General features: G+C 62.7%; 15 protein-coding genes and 1 riboswitch. Of the genes, 9 read left to right on the top strand and 6 right to left on the bottom strand.

Going from position 1 to position 15,730, the window contains the following annotated elements; all coding sequences use genetic code 11:
- Positions 1-18: 18 nt before the first annotated feature.
- Together M1L53_RS16405 and M1L53_RS16400 are read right to left on the bottom strand one after the other, a co-directional pair.
- Positions 19-1,155, bottom strand: a complete 1,137-nt coding sequence (locus M1L53_RS16405) for a homoserine O-acetyltransferase (RefSeq protein WP_047271787.1) — start codon at positions 1,153-1,155, stop codon at positions 19-21.
- Positions 1,152-2,477: a bifunctional o-acetylhomoserine/o-acetylserine sulfhydrylase gene (locus M1L53_RS16400; protein ID WP_007727392.1), complete on the bottom strand. Its 1,326-nt coding sequence runs from the start codon at positions 2,475-2,477 to the stop codon at positions 1,152-1,154. Before M1L53_RS16400 ends, M1L53_RS16405 begins: the two co-directional genes overlap by 4 nt.
- A gap of 143 nt (positions 2,478-2,620) precedes the next feature.
- A riboswitch (SAM riboswitch) is annotated at positions 2,621-2,761 on the bottom strand.
- A gap of 305 nt (positions 2,762-3,066) precedes the next feature.
- Between M1L53_RS16400 and M1L53_RS16395 the strand changes: the two genes are divergently transcribed.
- The 7 genes from M1L53_RS16395 to yhjD all read left to right on the top strand — a co-directional run bounded on the left by M1L53_RS16395 (position 3,067) and on the right by yhjD (position 9,697).
- Complete coding sequence (locus M1L53_RS16395; RefSeq protein WP_003940772.1) at positions 3,067-4,290, top strand: NADP-dependent isocitrate dehydrogenase; 1,224 nt, start codon at positions 3,067-3,069, stop codon at positions 4,288-4,290.
- 130 nt (positions 4,291-4,420) lie between these two features.
- Positions 4,421-5,629: an MFS transporter gene (locus M1L53_RS16390; RefSeq protein ID WP_397517561.1), complete on the top strand. Its 1,209-nt coding sequence runs from the start codon at positions 4,421-4,423 to the stop codon at positions 5,627-5,629.
- A gap of 36 nt (positions 5,630-5,665) precedes the next feature.
- Entirely contained in the window at positions 5,666-6,511 is an 846-nt protein-coding gene (locus tag M1L53_RS16385) for an exodeoxyribonuclease III (protein ID WP_020969128.1), read from the top strand.
- A 26-nt stretch (positions 6,512-6,537) separates the two neighbouring features.
- On the top strand, positions 6,538-7,056 hold the full coding sequence (locus M1L53_RS16380; RefSeq protein WP_050654908.1) for a ribonuclease domain-containing protein: 519 nt from the start codon (positions 6,538-6,540) through the stop codon (positions 7,054-7,056).
- Positions 7,056-7,550, top strand: coding sequence for a barstar family protein (locus tag M1L53_RS16375; RefSeq protein WP_030535081.1), 495 nt, complete (start codon positions 7,056-7,058; stop codon positions 7,548-7,550). The genes M1L53_RS16380 and M1L53_RS16375 overlap by 1 nt, the downstream gene beginning before the upstream one ends.
- Before the next feature lie 26 nt (positions 7,551-7,576).
- On the top strand, positions 7,577-8,611 hold the full coding sequence (gene trpS / locus M1L53_RS16370; protein ID WP_003941025.1) for a tryptophan--tRNA ligase: 1,035 nt from the start codon (positions 7,577-7,579) through the stop codon (positions 8,609-8,611).
- 51 nt (positions 8,612-8,662) lie between these two features.
- A complete protein-coding gene (gene yhjD / locus M1L53_RS16365) occupies positions 8,663-9,697 on the top strand; it encodes an inner membrane protein YhjD (RefSeq protein ID WP_050654860.1) in 1,035 nt (344 codons plus the stop codon).
- Here yhjD and M1L53_RS16360 read toward each other — a convergent pair.
- On the bottom strand, positions 9,694-11,007 hold the full coding sequence (locus M1L53_RS16360; RefSeq protein WP_082920581.1) for a D-alanyl-D-alanine carboxypeptidase family protein: 1,314 nt from the start codon (positions 11,005-11,007) through the stop codon (positions 9,694-9,696). The genes yhjD and M1L53_RS16360 overlap by 4 nt on opposite strands.
- A 103-nt stretch (positions 11,008-11,110) precedes the next feature.
- Between M1L53_RS16360 and M1L53_RS16355 the strand changes: the two genes are divergently transcribed.
- Positions 11,111-11,509, top strand: coding sequence for a hypothetical protein (locus M1L53_RS16355; RefSeq protein ID WP_054188145.1), 399 nt, complete (start codon positions 11,111-11,113; stop codon positions 11,507-11,509).
- Positions 11,510-11,630: 121 nt separating this feature from the next.
- On the top strand, positions 11,631-12,203 hold the full coding sequence (locus tag M1L53_RS16350; protein ID WP_003940686.1) for a dihydrofolate reductase family protein: 573 nt from the start codon (positions 11,631-11,633) through the stop codon (positions 12,201-12,203).
- A 62-nt stretch (positions 12,204-12,265) separates the two neighbouring features.
- Here M1L53_RS16350 and M1L53_RS16345 read toward each other — a convergent pair whose 3' ends face one another.
- Genes M1L53_RS16345 through M1L53_RS16335 form a run of 3 tightly spaced genes read right to left on the bottom strand, consistent with a single transcriptional unit; the run spans position 12,266 to position 15,723 of the window.
- Positions 12,266-13,771 carry a CoA-acylating methylmalonate-semialdehyde dehydrogenase gene (locus M1L53_RS16345; protein ID WP_021332500.1) on the bottom strand — a complete coding sequence of 502 codons (1,506 nt, stop codon included), beginning with the start codon at positions 13,769-13,771 and terminating at the stop codon, positions 12,266-12,268.
- Between the two features lie 24 nt (positions 13,772-13,795).
- On the bottom strand, positions 13,796-14,680 hold the full coding sequence (locus tag M1L53_RS16340) for a sugar phosphate isomerase/epimerase family protein (protein ID WP_054188146.1): 885 nt from the start codon (positions 14,678-14,680) through the stop codon (positions 13,796-13,798).
- Positions 14,681-14,682: 2 nt separating this feature from the next.
- Positions 14,683-15,723 carry a Gfo/Idh/MocA family protein gene (locus tag M1L53_RS16335; protein ID WP_054188147.1) on the bottom strand — a complete coding sequence of 347 codons (1,041 nt, stop codon included), beginning with the start codon at positions 15,721-15,723 and terminating at the stop codon, positions 14,683-14,685.
- Positions 15,724-15,730: the final 7 nt, after the last annotated feature.

Genomic DNA, 15,730 nt, shown 5'->3' with positions numbered 1-15,730 from the left:
ACGTGGCTCTGTGCCGAATCAGCGAGCCGTACGCGCGAACTCCATCGTTCGGCGAAGCAGTCCGGCGACGGCGTCCGCCTCCGTCAGGAAGCCGTCGTGGCCGTCCTTGGACTTGAGAATCTCGAGGCCGCTGCACGTGGAAATTCCGTCGGCGATCTCCTCCTGCAAGCGAAGGGGATACAGCCGATCCGAGTCGACGCCGCCCACCACGACCGGTGCCGTGATCGATGCCAACGCCGCCGCAACACCGCCGCGTCCACGACCGATGTCGTGCCGGTTCATGGCCTCGGTCAGGAGGACGTACGTGCTCGGGTCGAAGCGGTCGACCAGCTTGTCTGCCTGATGTTCCAGGTAACTCTGTACGGCGTATCGTCCACCGTTCCAAGGATTTTCGTCGTTCTGAGCGGAGTTCTCGAAGCGCGCGTCCAGTTCGGCCTCGGTGCGGTACGTCAGGTGCGCGATGCGACGAGCGATGCCGAGCCCGGCGCGAGGTGCCCGCCCCGTTCCGTGGTAGTCACCGCCCTGCCAATCCGGATCGGAGACGATGGCCGCGATCTGCGTCGTCTGGGTGCCGATCTGATCTGCAGTGGCCCGTGAACCGGTTGCGAGAACCAACGCGGAGCGAATGCTGTCCGGGTAGGTAACTGCCCATTCGAGGGTGCGCATGCCCCCCATGGATCCGCCGACTACCGAGGCCAACTGGTCGATCCCGAGGAGATCGACGAGCTTCTTCTCCGCCGCGATCTGATCCCGGATGGAGATCTCCGGGAACCTGCTGCCCCACGGCTTGCCGTCGTCGGCCGGCGAACTGGGACCGGTCGTGCCGCGACAACCACCGAGGACATTGGTTGCGATGACGCACCATTCGCCGGTGTCGATCGGTTCGCCGGGGCCGACCATCCCGTTCCACCAGCCGGGGGAGGGCTGATTCGCGGAGATCGGTCCGGTGACGTGTGAGTCTCCGGTCAGTGCGTGCTCGACGAGTACGACGTTGTCGCGGTTCGGGGAAAGCTCACCCCACCGCTGAACGGCGAGCGAAACCGATGGGAGTGCCGCGCCGCTCTCGAGTTCCAAGGCACCGATGTCGACGAACCCCACCTGGCCGTCGGGTGGGGGCAGGAGGTCGATCCTGGGCTCCAATTCGTTCACGGTCACGAGTTTGCCACCGCTGCCAGGCCGACGGTGAGATCGGCGAGGATGTCGTCGATTCCTTCGATGCCGACCGCGAGGCGGACGAGCCCGGGCGTGACGCCCGAAGCGAGCTGCTCTTCGGGGGTGAGCTGCGAGTGCGTCGTCGACGCGGGGTGGATGACGAGTGAGCGAACGTCACCGATGTTGGCGACGTGGCTGTGCAGCGTCAGGGCGTTGACGAACGTCTTGCCCGCATCGATACCGCCGGGCAGCTCGAAGGTGACGATGGCGCCGGTTCCCTTGGGCGTCAGCTGCTTTCCACGTTCGAACCATGGCGAGGAGGGAAGTCCCGCGTAGGAAACGGAGGCGACCTCGACGTGACCGTCGAGGAATTCGGCGACCTTCTGTGCATTGGATACGTGGCGCTCGATGCGCAGGCTCAAGGTTTCGATACCCTGCGCGATGAGGAACGCGTTGAACGGCGCCACGGCGGAACCGAGATCGCGCAGCAGTTGGACGCGGGCCTTGAGTGCGAACGCCGGCGCGCCGAGGTCTGCGAAGGTGACGCCGTGGTAGCTGGGATCAGGCGTCGTGAAGTTCGTGTGGCGACCCTGCGTCCAGTCGAAAGTGCCACCGTCGACGATGACGCCGGCGATCGCGGTGCCGTGTCCACCAAGGTATTTGGTGGCGGAGTGAACGACGATGTCGGCGCCGTGTTCGAGTGGGCGAAGCAGGTACGGCGTCGCGACTGTGTTGTCCACGATCAACGGAAGACCGTTCTCGTGGGCCAGTGACGAGATACCGGGTAGGTCGAGGATGTGGTTCTTCGGATTGGCGATCGTTTCGCCGTAGAACGCCTTCGTATTCGGGCGAATGGCTTCGCGCCACTGCTCGAGATTGTCGGGATCCTCGACGAACGTGACTTCGATACCCAGCTTGCGAAGGGTGTAGTGCAGGAGGTTGTACGTGCCGCCGTACAGGTACGGGCTGGAGACGATGTGGTCGCCGGCCTCGGCGATGTTGAGGATCGCGATGGTCTCGGCGGCCTGACCCGAGGAGAGGAGGAGTGCGGCGACTCCGCCTTCGAGGGCAGCGATGCGCTGCTCGACGGCGTCCTGTGTGGGATTCATGATCCGCGTGTAGATGTTGCCCGGCTCGGCGAGGCCGAACAGTGCCGCAGCGTGATCGGTGCTGTCGAAGACGTAGCTGGTGGTCTGGTAGATCGGCAGAGCGCGCGCATTTGTGGCGGTGTCCGCTGTTTGTCCGGCGTGCACCTGCTTGGTCTCGAACGACCAGTTCGCGGTCGGATCCGAAGTTGCTGCGGCGTCGGCTGTGTTGTCGGTCATGATTTGTTCACTCCAGTGGTCTGACGGATAGATGTCGGACGGGGGCGAATGATCGCCGCCCCGTGCTGGGGTCTATCTACAAGTGCGACACATACTGAAATACCTCCGTGGGGCTCGGCCCGGTCTGGGGTCCGTCCCTGTCGGACCCGCGCTTGTCACCCGAATTGCGGTGGAACTGCGCGAGCAGATCCACGTCGGGAAACCTGGTCATCACCCGGGGCACCCCACCGCGGTTGGAGGGTTGCCGTCCAGCGAGCCGGGGCTTGACGCTGGCACTCATGACCAAGTCGGATTCTACCGGGAAGTGAGCGCAGTCCTGACACGGGGCGAAATGTGAGCCGCAACCGCACACGAGGCAGAGCGACGCAGCCCACTAGCAGGCAAAAGTTACTCGCGAGTAGAGACCGATGAGTGGACCTGCCGGTTGCGGCCTCACGGGTTAGCAGTACGCTTGTCTTGTTTGGGACTCATCTCCCGAGATCAGTCCACACCGTCTAGGTTTGATAATCGAACCGTTCGCGGACCCACTCACAAAGTGTGACCGCAACCGTGTAACCAGGGAAACTTCCTAGGAGGACGCGAAGCACCCATGTCCAAAATCAAGGTTGAGGGCACCGTCGTCGAACTCGACGGCGATGAGATGACGCGCATTATCTGGCAGTTCATCAAAGACAAGTTGATCCATCCGTATCTCGATGTGAACCTCGAGTACTACGACCTCGGTATCGAGTACCGCGACGAGACCGACGACCAGGTCACCATCGACGCAGCGCACGCGATCCAGAAGCACGGCGTCGGCGTCAAATGCGCCACGATCACGCCGGACGAGGCACGTGTCGAGGAATTCGGTCTCAAGAAGATGTGGCGTTCCCCGAACGGAACGATCCGCAACATTCTCGGCGGCACGATCTTCCGCGCACCGATCATCATCTCCAACGTTCCGCGACTCGTTCCGGGCTGGACCAAGCCGATCATCATCGGCCGTCACGCATTCGGCGACCAGTACCGCGCCACAGACTTCAAGGTCCCCGGCCCCGGCAAGGTGATGATCACCTACACGCCTGAGGACGGCAGCGCACCGATCGAGCACGAACTGGTCAACTTCCCCGAAGAGGGCGGCGTCGTCCAGGGGCAGTACAACTTCACCACGTCCATCCGTGACTTCGCTCGCGCGTCGCTCACCTACGGACTGCAGCAGAACTACCCGGTGTACCTGTCCACCAAGAACACCATTCTCAAGGCGTACGACGGTGCCTTCAAGGACATCTTCCAGCACGTCTACGAGACCGAGTTCAAGGCTGAGTTCGATGCTGCAGGTCTGACCTACGAGCACCGCCTCATCGACGACATGGTCGCTTCCGCACTCAAGTGGGAGGGCGGATACGTCTGGGCATGCAAGAACTACGACGGCGACGTCCAGTCCGACACCGTGGCCCAGGGCTTCGGCTCGCTCGGCCTCATGACGTCGGTTCTGCTGACACCGGACGGAAAGACCTGTGAGGCAGAGGCTGCTCACGGCACCGTGACGCGTCACTACCGTCAGCACCAGCAGGGCAAGCCCACCTCGACCAACCCGATCGCGTCCATCTTCGCGTGGACCCGCGGACTCGAGCACCGTGGCAAGCTCGACAGCACCCCTGAGGTCATCGGCTTCGCGCAGGCGCTCGAAGACGTTGTCATCAAGACCGTCGAAAGCGGCCAGATGACAAAGGACCTCTCGATGCTGGTCGGCGGCGATCAGGGCTACCTGACCACCGAGGAGTTCCTCGGCGCGCTCGACGTGAACCTGCAGAAGGCCATGGCCGCGAAGTAGATTCACCGCTTCACCTGTCAAATGGGACGTCTGGGAAACCGGGCGTCCCATTTGTGTTCGCGGTCTCACGTGAGTGAACTCACCCGCTCTCACTTGGAAGTTCAACCAGGTGTGAGACCACAATTGGTCAGTGACTTCGTCTACCCTCTCCCGTTCTGACACCTCGACACCCGGGGTTCGTTCCGCCAGAGGTCCGGCGATGCTCGCTCTCGCTCTCGGTGGTTTCGGTATCGGCACAACCGAGTTCGTCGCCATGGGGTTGCTCCCGGAAATGGCATCCGGACTCGGCGTCTCGGAACCCGTCGCGGGTCACGTGATCTCGGCGTACGCGCTCGGGGTTGTCGTCGGCGCTCCGCTGATCGCTGCACTCACCGCACGAGTACCGCGCCGCACCCTGTTGATCGCACTCATGGTCGCGTTCACCGTCGGCAATGCCGCCTCGGTTTTCGCGCCCTCGTACACGACGCTGATGATGGCCCGCTTCGTCGCCGGATTGCCGCACGGCGCGTATTTCGGAGTCGCCGCACTGGTCGCAGCTCACCTGGCCGAACCGGGAAAACGCGCGAAGGCCGTCGCCATGGTGATGATGGGTCTTTCCGTGGCCAACGTGATCGGGGTACCGGTCGCGGCCTGGATCGGCCAGGCACTCGGCTGGCGCAGCGCCTTCGCTTTGGTCGCCGTGATCGGGGTGGCAACCGTTGCTTCGCTCTTCGTCTGGATTCCGCGTTTGGACGGTATGCCGGTGACGAATCCGATCACCGAACTCGGGGCACTGGGCCGCGTTCAGGTGTGGATGACCTTGATCGTGGGCATGGTCGGATTCGGCGGGATGTTTGCCGTCTACACCTACATCAGTACGGCTCTCACCGACGTGTCCGGGCTTGGCGCTTCGTTCATTCCCCTCGCACTCATGCTGTACGGACTGGGCATGGTGGCCGGCAACTTCGTCGGTGGATACCTCGCGGATCGCGCACTGATGAAGGGCTTGTTCCTGTCGATGGGATCCCTCGTTGTGATCCTCGCGGTCTTCGTGATCGCCGTGCGCAATCCGTACACGGCACTGATCTTCGTCTTCCTCATCGGGCTCGCCGGGTCGTCGATGGTGCCTGGCCTCCAGACACGGTTGATGGATGTCGCCGAGGATGCTCAGACCTTGGCCGCGTCTCTCAATCACGCCGCACTCAACATCGCCAACGCCTTCGGAGCGTGGATCGGCGGCGTCGTCATCGCAGCCGGTTACGGTTACACCGCGCCGGCAGCGGTGGGGTCGTTGCTGGCCGTCGCGGGTCTCGTCGTGCTGGCGGTAGCGGTGATTCTGCAGCGTAGGGCCGCGCGCTGACCTGGGCGCCCATCCGCGTCGGTGGAATCGGCTACGGTGCTTGCCGTGCCACAAACTGCTGACTCCCACATTCTTGCGCCCCACACCATCACGTCCGTGAACGTCAACGGCGTTCGAGCAGCTGCCCGCAAGGGCATGCTCGACTGGCTGGAGAAGACGTCGGCGGATTTCATCTGCCTTCAGGAAACGCGTGCGTCGGACGATCAGCTTCGCGAGACTCTCGAACCAGCGCTCGGCAACGGATGGTTCCTCGTCTCCGCCGAGCCGTCCGCGAAGGGACGCAACGGAGTCGCGGTGCTCTCACGCACGGAACCTGACGCGGTGCGGATCGGTCACGGGGACGACGAGTTTCTCGACGCCGGTCGATACATCGAAGCCGACTTCGCCGATCTGACCGTCGCGAGCCTGTACCTGCCCTCCGGTGAGGCGCTCACGCCGAAGCAGGAGGAGAAGGAGCGGTTCATGGCGTCCTTCGCAGTTCACCTCGCCTCCACCGCTGCAGCGGCCGAGGCTGCCGATCGTCACGTGGTGGTCAGCGGCGATTGGAACATCGCGCACACCGAACTCGACCTCAAGAACTGGAAGACCAACAAGAAGTCCTCGGGATTCCTCCCCGAGGAGCGCGCCTGGATGGATCTGCTGTTCGCCGAAGATTCCGCGTGGGTGGACGTCTTCCGCACCCTCCATCCGGGTGTCGACGGCCCGTACTCGTGGTGGTCTTACCGCGGAAAGGCATTCGACAACGATTCGGGTTGGCGTATCGATTACCAGGTTGCCACTCGCGGATACGCCGAGCGGGCCAAGGTCGCGCTCGTGGAACGCGCTGAGTCCTACGACCTCCGTTGGTCGGATCATGCGCCTGTCACCGTCTCGTACCGATAGAGACGCGTATGTCTGAAGGTCTGAAAATGCCGAGCGCAAAGACGCGCAACGCCATCATCACCGTCGTGGTGGCGGTGGTTGCGCTCGTGCTGGCGGTCACCCTTTCTTCACGTGACTCCGACAGTTCGGCGTCGTCGGTGACGAAGTCCTCGAGTGCCCAGTCCTCGAGTGTTCAAGCCAAGCCTGGCGCCACCACCAAGGCTGCGCCGTCGAGTTCCGTGCCCTCGAGCTCCGCTGTCAAGACAACGCAGCAGACGAACAGCGATGCGCCGGCGCGAGTGCTCGCCACGCTGGTGGAGATCGACGCCGGGAGGTGGCCGGATTCCGCCAATGCGCCGGGCACCAAGGGCGGCATCACCTTCCGCAACAGCGAAGGACGTCTACCCGCTGTCGGTGCCGGTGGCGGACGTGTCGTCTATCAGGAATGGGACGTGAACCCGAAGAAGAACGGCCAAGGACGCGACGCCGAGCGAATCGTCACCGGCAACGACGGTTCGGCGTGGTACACCCTCGATCACTACGACACGTTTGTGAGGATTCGCTGATGTCCGATTCGTCTACGGTCAGCGTGGCGCAGTGGCTGGATCCGTCTTCGGATGTGGCTTCGGTGGCGCTGCAGAGCGACCCGGCCGTTGCAGATGATCTTGCACGTCAACTCCGTGCCGAGAATTTTGTCGTTCGGGTGGTTCGCGGAGAGAACATGCGGACAACGGCGCAGGTCTTCGACGAGTTTGCGGCAGCCTTCCAGTTTCCGTCCCACTTCGGGCGAAATAAAGACGCTTTCGACGACGTCATGCGCGATCTCGACGACGTCCTCGGACTCGGCGCCGGATATGTAGTTGTGGTCCGAGGCGCGGGTTCTCTACTGTCCGAGCAACAGGATCAGTTGGAGTGGTTCTGCGAAACGATGGACTTCTACGCCGAAGAATGGGAACCCGTCGTTTTCCGGACCGTCTACCAGTTCGGTGCGGAGGACCTCACCGCCCACGGTGAAGACCTCGTCGAACTCGACTACCCGGGCACCACGCCACTGCACTGATTTCCACTCGTGAAAAGATCGGAACCATGTCGACCCCTGCAGAACAGAAGCCCACCGCAAAGCCTCGCGTGCTTTCCGGAATCCAGCCGACGTCGGATTCTTTCCACCTCGGCAACTACCTGGGTGCGCTGCAGCAGTGGGTTCCGTTGCAGGACGATTTCGACGCTTTCTACTTCATTCCGGATCTTCACGCCATCACGGTGACGCAGGACCCGAAGGAATTGCGTCGTCGCACCAAGGTTGCGGTGGCTCAGCTCCTTGCGGTGGGGATCGATCCGGATCGGGCGACGCTGTTCGTACAGAGTCAGGTTCCCGAGCACGCACAGTTGGCGTGGGTCCTGAACTGCATCACCGGTTTCGGTGAAGCCAGCCGTATGACGCAGTTCAAGGACAAGTCCGCCAAGCAAGGCAGCGACAACGCCAGTGTCGGCTTGTTCACGTATCCGGTTCTGATGGCCGCGGACATCCTTCTGTACCGCCCGCAGCGAGTTCCGGTGGGTGAGGATCAGCGTCAGCACCTCGAACTCGCACGCGATCTGGCCGGACGGTTCAACACCCGCTACGGCAAGGCGTTCGTCGTTCCCGAGCCGCAGATCATCAAGGGCACGGCAAAGATCTACGACCTGCAGGATCCGACCGCGAAGATGAGCAAGTCCGCTGCCAGTGCGGCCGGACTGATCAATCTGCTCGACGATCCGAAGGTGTCGGCGAAGAAGATCAAGTCGGCCGTCACCGACAACGAGCGCGAGATTCGTTTCGACCCGCAGGCCAAGCCGGGCGTCAGCAACCTGCTCACCATTCAGTCGGCTCTCTCGGGAGTACCGATCGAGACTCTGGTGGCCGGTTACGAGGGCAAGGGGTACGGCGACCTCAAGACCGATACCGCTGACGTGCTGACCGAGTTCGTCACCCCACTCAAGGCGAAGGTCGACGGTTACCTTGCCGACGAGGCAGAGCTGGATCGCATCATCGCGGCTGGAGCGCACCGCGCCCGTGAGGTGTCTTCACGCACTCTCGCCGCTGTCTATGACAAGGTCGGATTCCTGGCACCGAAGGGCTGACTTACGCGAATTCGGACTCACGACGCCTGACCGAACATGAGGGGGACGGCAATGGCTGACACGGACGACGACGCACCGAGCTTTCTCGAGAAGCAACGGGCAGCGCGACCCTGGCTCGATCATCTGGTTCGCGCGGCCGGACGGTTTCAAGAGCAAAAAGGCGACTATTACGCTGCTGGTATCACGTACTTCAGCGTTCTCGCGTTGATTCCGATCATGATGGTCGCGTTTGCAGTGGCCGGTTTCGTATTGGCCGGGCATCCCGAGTACCTGGAGTCGATTCAGGAGCAGATCACCAAGAGCATTCCGGGCAGCTTGGGTGACACCATCAACACGCTGATCGATTCGGCCATCGACTCGCGCGCGAGCGTCGGAATCTTCGGTCTCCTGGGTGCCGCGTACGCGGGTCTCGGTTGGATGGCAAACGTTCGCGACGCGCTGACGGCGATGTGGGAGAGCAAGCGCGAGCCGAAGGGTTTCGTACGTACCAAACTTGGTGACGCGGGGGCCCTCGTCGGTCTGGCTCTCGCCATGGTCGTCTCACTGGGAATGTCGGCGCTGAGCAGTGGGCCGGTTGCGACTCAGATCGTGAAATGGCTCAACCTCGAGAACATCACCGGTGTCGGCGTGGGGCTCAGAGTCATTTCACTGTTGCTCTCACTCCTGGCGACGTGGGCGGTGTTCCTGTGGGTGATCGCCCGGCTGCCGCGCGAGCCTGTCACGCTGCGTAGCGCTGCGCAGGCAGCGCTTATCGCCGCAGTTGTGTTCGAGATCTTCAAGCAGGTGGGTGCGATCTACCTCGCTGCCGTCACCAACGGACCAGCGGGCGTGGCATTCGGTCCGATCATCGGTTTGCTCGTGTTCGTGTTCACGGCGTCACGGATGCTGCTGTTCTGCACGGCGTGGGCGGCGACGACCAAGGAAAGTATGGCCCTGGCGTTCGTTCCGCCGCCGGATCCCGCCGTGATCTCGCCGCGAATCGTTGTCAGTGACGGTGCTTCACCGTCTCGCGTGGCTGCGCTGATCGCCACGGGTGCGGTTGCCGGCCTGGGTCTTTCGGGCTTCATGCGTCGTCGGCCGCGCTAGCGCCTCCGACGGTTGAGGGCAACGGCTCCCGCCACCAGCGCGATCACCACTACTCCACCGACAGCACCGATGAGGATGCGGTCAGTGGTGTCGGATTCGGCGTCGGTAGCGGTGGGTGCTGCCGAGATCGAGCCTGGTGCAGCGGCAGACGGTGTGCGAGTGACATCGGGACTGGAATCGTCGGTGGATCGGTCCGTCAACGAGCCGACGGTTGTGCTCGCGGGGAGTGCATATCCGTAGTCGAGTAGACGGGCAGCTTGTTCCCACGGACGGATCGGCTTGGCTTCGCCGCCCATCAATGTCACCAGTAGTTTCCGGCCGTTACGCTCCGCGCCACCCACATACGTGTGGCGGGCGTCGTCGGTGAAGCCGGTCTTGCCGCCCAATGCGCCGTCGTAGTTGTAGAGCAGCTGATTGTCGTTGGCGAGAGTGAATCCGGGGCGGTCCTGATCGTCGGGAATCGTCGGATCCTTGGGGAAGCCGGGAAATTCGACGGTCTCGGTATGGATCAGACCGGCAAACGTCGGATTCTGCAGGGCGGTATGGAAAATCACGGCCAGGTCGTACGGCGAGCTGCTCATCCCCGGGCCGTCGAGTCCGGATGGAGTTGCCGTGCGAGTGTCGAGGGCGCCGAGTTCGGCCGCGAGCGCGTTCATTTTCGACACGGCTGCAGCGTCACCGCCGAGTTGGCGGGCAAGAGCATGCGCGGCATCGTTTCCCGACGCCATGACCAGACCCTGCATCAGTTGCCGGTTGGTGTACTTGCCGCCCTTGCCGATGCCGACAGCGCTACCTTCAGCGTCCGCGTCTTCGGCCGTTGCGGTGATTTCGGTGTCGAGATCGAGTTCGTCGAGCGCGACAAGAGCCAAGAGCATCTTGATGGTGCTGGCGGGGCGGTAGCGACCGTGCGGATCTTTGGCGGCGAGGACCTCGCCGGTTTCGGCGTCCGCGAGTACCCATCCTGATGCCGCGATGTCGGCCGGGAGCGGGGGAGCGCCGTCAGGGAGCACAACACCGCACTCGCCGAGCTTGTCTCCACCGACGGGGCTTTCCGGAATCGGGACAGCAGTCGGGGCTGTGGATCCGGGCGCGGGTGCTTCGGAGAGATCGATCGCCGGTGCCGGGCTACTCGTGAACGGGCAGCTGTCGGTGTTGGGTGTTGTGAACGGCGCTTCGGTGGTGGTGGTGGGCGGCGGCGGGGCCGGTTGGGCGCCGGCCACTCCCGAGGTCCCGACGACACCGGTAAACGCAATGCTCCCTGAGAGCACTGTTCCGGCAACTGCCACTGCACACTTTCGACGCCACATCATCGATATACGAGGGTATGCGAACGTGAGGGAACGTCCGAATCGCCACGCAAGCAGAGGGATCGAAAACAGGCGATTCGGTTTGTACATCGGTCATAGTGGATGGATGAACTTCGCAGGCACGCGTGGACGCCAGACGCTCGCGGCAATGACGCTCGTTGGAGCATTGACCGCTGTCGTCGGATGTTCCGGCGATTCGGATCCGTCGGCCGAGAGCCAAATCTCTGCGGTCGTCGGTCAGAGTTTCGAATTCATGGCCGAAAGGGACTGGGAGGCAGTGGACAGCACTCAATGCAGTTCGATGCGCAGCGAGAGTCCGCGAGTCGAAGAGTCGCCGTTCGACGACGCACTTGCCAGTCTGAGGCTGGACGGAGTGGAGAACATCGTCGTGAACGGGGATTCGGCGACAGCCAACACCCGCCATTACAGCACCGAGGATCCGTCCGAGATGATGCGCGAAGACATCACGTTGATCAAGGAGAACGGTGCCTGGGTTGTGTGCTGACGTCTTTATGTGGTGACAATCGGAGATCGCCGCCGATGAGTTCCACCACCACGCAGAGTCTGTAACAGTGGGGTAGTCGGCTACTCGAATGGCGCACACGCACTGACGACAGGGGATCGGTATGGGCAAGATCGTGGTGACAGAATTCGTGTCCTTGGACATGGTGATGGAAGCTCCCGGTGGCGAACCGGGTTATGCGCACACTGGATGGGTCTTTCCGTACCAGGAGGGCGATCAGATGAAGTTCAAACTCGACGAAACCCTCGCCGCGGACGTCCTTCTGCTCGGGCGGCGGACCTACGAGAGCTTCGCCGGTGCCTGGCCTGAGCGCGAGGACGACCAAGGCTTTGCGGACAAGATGAACGAGATGCCCAAGTACGTCGTCACGAGTTCGACCGAACCGCTCGAATGGAACAACTCGACGGCGCTCGACGGTCCCATCGAGGAATCTGTCCCGAAGCTCAAGGAGCAGATCGACGGCGAGATCCTGGTTGCGGGAAGTCGGACGCTCGTCCACGCGTTGTTGCTGGCCGGTCTGGTCGACGAGTTGCGCCTGATGGTCTTCCCGGTCATTCTCGGGTCCGGCGGGAGAGTGTTCCCCGAATCGGCCGACAAGATCGTCCTCGAGTTGAAGGACGATCGTCGGTACGAATCCGGAGTTCAAGTACTGACGTACCACCCCACGGTCACGTAGACCTTTCGAAAACATCTGTGGCCGAGCCTCTTCGAGAGTCTCGGCCACAGATGTCTTGCCGGCTAACTGTTCTCGGGGAAGCCGAGGTTGATTCCGCCGTGGCTGGGGTCGAGCCAGCGACTGGTGACGGCTTTACCTCGCGTGAAGAAATGAACACCTTCTGTCCCGTGAGCGTGGGTGTCACCGAAGAGGCTGTTCTTCCAGCCGCCGAAGCTGTAGTAGGCCATGGGAACCGGGATGGGGACGTTGATGCCGATCATTCCGACCTCCACCTCGTTCTGGAAGCGTCGGGCAGCGCCGCCGTCGTTGGTGAAGATGGCGGTGCCGTTTCCGTACGGGTTGTTGTTGATCAGTTCGAGGGCTTGGTCGTAGGTATCGACACGCACGACGGACAGGACAGGTCCGAAGATTTCGTCGGTGTAGATCGACATGTCGGTGGTGACGTGGTCGATGAGGGTGGGCCCGAGCCAGAAGCCGTCCGGTCCACCATCGGCCTGAACTGTGCGTCCGTCGACCACGATCGTGGCACCGTCCTTCTCGCCGGCATCGACATAGGACGCGACCTTGTCGCGATGGGCCTTGGTGACGAGCGGACCCATGTCGGAGTTCTTGGTGCCGTCACCGGTGACGAGGGGAGTGGTGCGTTCGCCGATCTTGGCAACCAGTTCGTCGGCGATGTCGCCGACTGCGACCAGGGCGGAGATCGCCATGCATCGTTCGCCCGCGGAGCCGAATCCCGCGTTGACCATTGCGTCGGCGGCGAGGTCGAGGTCGGCGTCCGGCAGAACGATGGCGTGGTTCTTGGCGCCGCCGAGTGCTTGCACGCGTTTGCCGTTGGCGGTGCCGGTGGCATAGACGTACTGGGCGATGGGGGTGGATCCGACAAACGAAATCGCTTTGACTGCTTTGTTTTCCAGAAGTTCGTCGACGGCGAGCTTGTCACCTTGGAGGACGTTGAAGACGCCGGGGGGCAGACCGGCTTCGGCCCAGAGTTCGGCGAGCCAGATCGCCGCGGTGGGGTCCTTCTCCGAGGGCTTGAGAATCACGGTGTTCCCGGCGGCAATGGCGACCGGGAAGAACCACATGGGGACCATCGCGGGAAAGTTGAAGGGCGAGATGATGCCGACGGGGCCGAGGGGTTGGCGGATGGAGTAGACGTCGACCTTGGTCGATGCATTCTCGGTGTATCCGCCCTTGAGGAGATGCGGTATTCCGCAAGCGAATTCGACAACTTCCTGCCCGCGGCTGATTTCGCCGAGGGCGTCGGAGAGAACCTTGCCGTGCTCGGCTGTGATGATCTCGGCGAGTTCACCTTTGCGAGCGTTGAGGAGTTCGCGGAAGCTGAACAGTACCTGTGTGCGCCGGGCCAGTGAGGTGTCACGCCAGGCGGGGAAGGCCGCCGCAGCCGCGTCGATGACAGCGCGGGCGTCCTCGAGGTTCGCCAGGGCCAGTCGGCCGGTGATCTGTCCGGTGGCGGGGTTGGTGACGGTGGCGGTGTCCTCGGACGTTCCGGCGAACGGCTTGCCGTCCAGCCAGTGCGCGATGACACGAGTATCAGTGCTGGTCATGGTATTTCCTAGTGGTCTGGTGACTCAGGAGTTCGGGGAGGTGTACTTGGCGACGTAGTCGTTCATCGTCTCGCGCTGGTACCGGGAAACCTCGTGCGCGTTTTCGTTCTCGGCGAAGACGCTCGACACCATCACGGTGTTCTCACGTTCGTAGAAGCCGAGTTTGCCGAGACCGCCGAAGAATTCGTCCCAGTTGACGTCTCCGTCACCGATTTTGAGATGCTGATGCACTCGAACGGCATTGCCTGGCGGGTTGGTGATGTAGCGCAGTCCGTGGGAACGGTGATGATCCATGGTGTCCGCCACGTGAACGAGTCGGACCATGTCGCCGGCGGCCTCCATGATGGCGGGAAGGTCCCCACCCATGTGGAATTGGTGGCACGCCACGATCACCATGCCGAGGTTCTTGGAGTTCACACCACGGATCGTGCGGATCGCGGCTAGTCCGTCTTCGACAAAATCGTCCGGGTGGGGGTCGATCAGGACGTCGATTCCCTCGCGTTCGATGATCGGAACCAGTTCCTCCATCGAACGATAGAACGCACGCTCGGACTCTTCGGCCTTTTCGGGGCGGCCGGAGAATTCGGTGTTCATGACGTTGACACCGAGATCGACCGTGATCTGGATGGCCCGCTTCCAGTAACGCACGGCTGCTTCGCGAGCGTCCTCGTCCGGGCCGGACCACCGAAGGACCGGGAGCACCGACGCGATGCCGACTCCCGCACTCGCGCAGGCCTTCCGGAACTCGGTGACGAGCGCGTCGTCGGCTTTCGGGTGATTGAAGAACGGGATCATGTCGACGTGCGGTGTGAGCTGCAGGTACTCGTACCCGAGATCGGCAACAACCTGAGGTAGCTCGAGTAGTGAGTAATCGTGATGGAAAGGTGTGGGGTCGAGTGCGACCTTCATCGCTAAGCTCCGGCCACAGAGTCGCGCGCAACCATGTCCACGACGACGCGCTGACCCGTCTCCAGAGACTTCACACCGGCGGCGCAGACAGCGGCCGCGGCGTACCCGTCCCAAGCACCTGGTCCGTCGATGTAGTTGCCGGTGCCGGCGCCCGTCTTCACTGCCTTGATCCACCGGGCGAACTCGGTGTCGTAGGCCTGCCCGAAGCGTTCGCGGAATCCTGGGGTGATCTGCCCACCCCAGTTGCCGGGCTTGGTCTTTCGGATCAGTCCCACGTCGAGTCCGATCATCGCGCTTCCGAGTTCGCCGACAACTTCGGTGCGCACCTCGTAGGCAACTCCGGTGGTGACAAACACCTCGGCGTCGACGTGTCTACCGGACTCGGTCTCGAATATCGCGATCTGTGGGTCTTGAATGCCCTCGGGAGCAAGCGAATTCGCGGCCGGTCGGATGATCTGCACCGAGGTGATCTCTTCGTCGAGCAGGAATCGTGTCACGTCGACCTCGTGGACGAGTGAGTCCTTGACGATCATCGCGCTGTCGAAACCCTTCGGAACCGCAGGATTACGATGCGCACAGTGCAGCACGAGCGGGCGACCGAGATCGCCGCTGTCGATCAAATCCTTGAGCTGGGTGTATTCGTGGTCGAATCGCCGCATGAAGCCGACCTGGATCAGCTTCTTGCCCAGCGCTGCTTCGGCTTTGACGATCGTGAGCGAACTGTCCGCGTCGGTGGTCAGCGGCTTTTCGCAGAGAACAGGCTTGCCCGCTTCGAGGCAGGCAAGAACCTGCTTCTCATGGGTCGGGCCCGGGGTTGCGAGAACAACGGCGTCGACGTCCTCGGCTGCGATGGCATCGAACGGATCGACGACGACGCGCGCCCCTGGCGTCAGTGCTGCGATTTCCTCGGCGCGGGCGAGAGAGTAGTCGTTGACGACGGTGACGCGGGCACCGCCGATTTTGTTGGTGATGCGGTCGACGTGATCGGCCCCCATGATGCCGACGCCGAGCACTGCGATCCGGAGATCCTGGTTGTCAGACATGCGGTGG

Source organism: Rhodococcus sp. T9N, from assembly GCF_024436645.1.
GTDB classification, from domain to species: Bacteria; Actinomycetota; Actinomycetes; order Mycobacteriales; family Mycobacteriaceae; genus Rhodococcus_F; species Rhodococcus_F qingshengii.
Note: the sequence above shows the minus strand (reverse complement) of the source record. Positions and strands in the feature narration are given on the sequence as shown.

Excerpts from the sequence above, each read along its gene's own strand:
- M1L53_RS16360 (WP_082920581.1), bottom strand. The coding sequence starts at position 11,007 with ATGATGTGGCGTCGAAAGTGTGCAGTGGCAGTTGCCGGAACAGTGCTC.
- M1L53_RS16340 (WP_054188146.1), bottom strand. The coding sequence starts at position 14,680 with ATGAAGGTCGCACTCGACCCCACACCTTTCCATCACGATTACTCACTA.
- M1L53_RS16380 (WP_050654908.1), top strand. The coding sequence starts at position 6,538 with ATGCCGAGCGCAAAGACGCGCAACGCCATCATCACCGTCGTGGTGGCG.
- M1L53_RS16375 (WP_030535081.1), top strand. The coding sequence starts at position 7,056 with ATGTCCGATTCGTCTACGGTCAGCGTGGCGCAGTGGCTGGATCCGTCT.
- M1L53_RS16400 (WP_007727392.1), bottom strand. The coding sequence starts at position 2,477 with ATGACCGACAACACAGCCGACGCCGCAGCAACTTCGGATCCGACCGCG.
- M1L53_RS16335 (WP_054188147.1), bottom strand. The coding sequence starts at position 15,723 with ATGTCTGACAACCAGGATCTCCGGATCGCAGTGCTCGGCGTCGGCATC.
- M1L53_RS16355 (WP_054188145.1), top strand. The coding sequence starts at position 11,111 with ATGAACTTCGCAGGCACGCGTGGACGCCAGACGCTCGCGGCAATGACG.
- M1L53_RS16345 (WP_021332500.1), bottom strand. The coding sequence starts at position 13,771 with ATGACCAGCACTGATACTCGTGTCATCGCGCACTGGCTGGACGGCAAG.
- yhjD (WP_050654860.1), top strand. The coding sequence starts at position 8,663 with ATGGCTGACACGGACGACGACGCACCGAGCTTTCTCGAGAAGCAACGG.
- M1L53_RS16350 (WP_003940686.1), top strand. The coding sequence starts at position 11,631 with ATGGGCAAGATCGTGGTGACAGAATTCGTGTCCTTGGACATGGTGATG.
- trpS (WP_003941025.1), top strand. The coding sequence starts at position 7,577 with ATGTCGACCCCTGCAGAACAGAAGCCCACCGCAAAGCCTCGCGTGCTT.
- M1L53_RS16395 (WP_003940772.1), top strand. The coding sequence starts at position 3,067 with ATGTCCAAAATCAAGGTTGAGGGCACCGTCGTCGAACTCGACGGCGAT.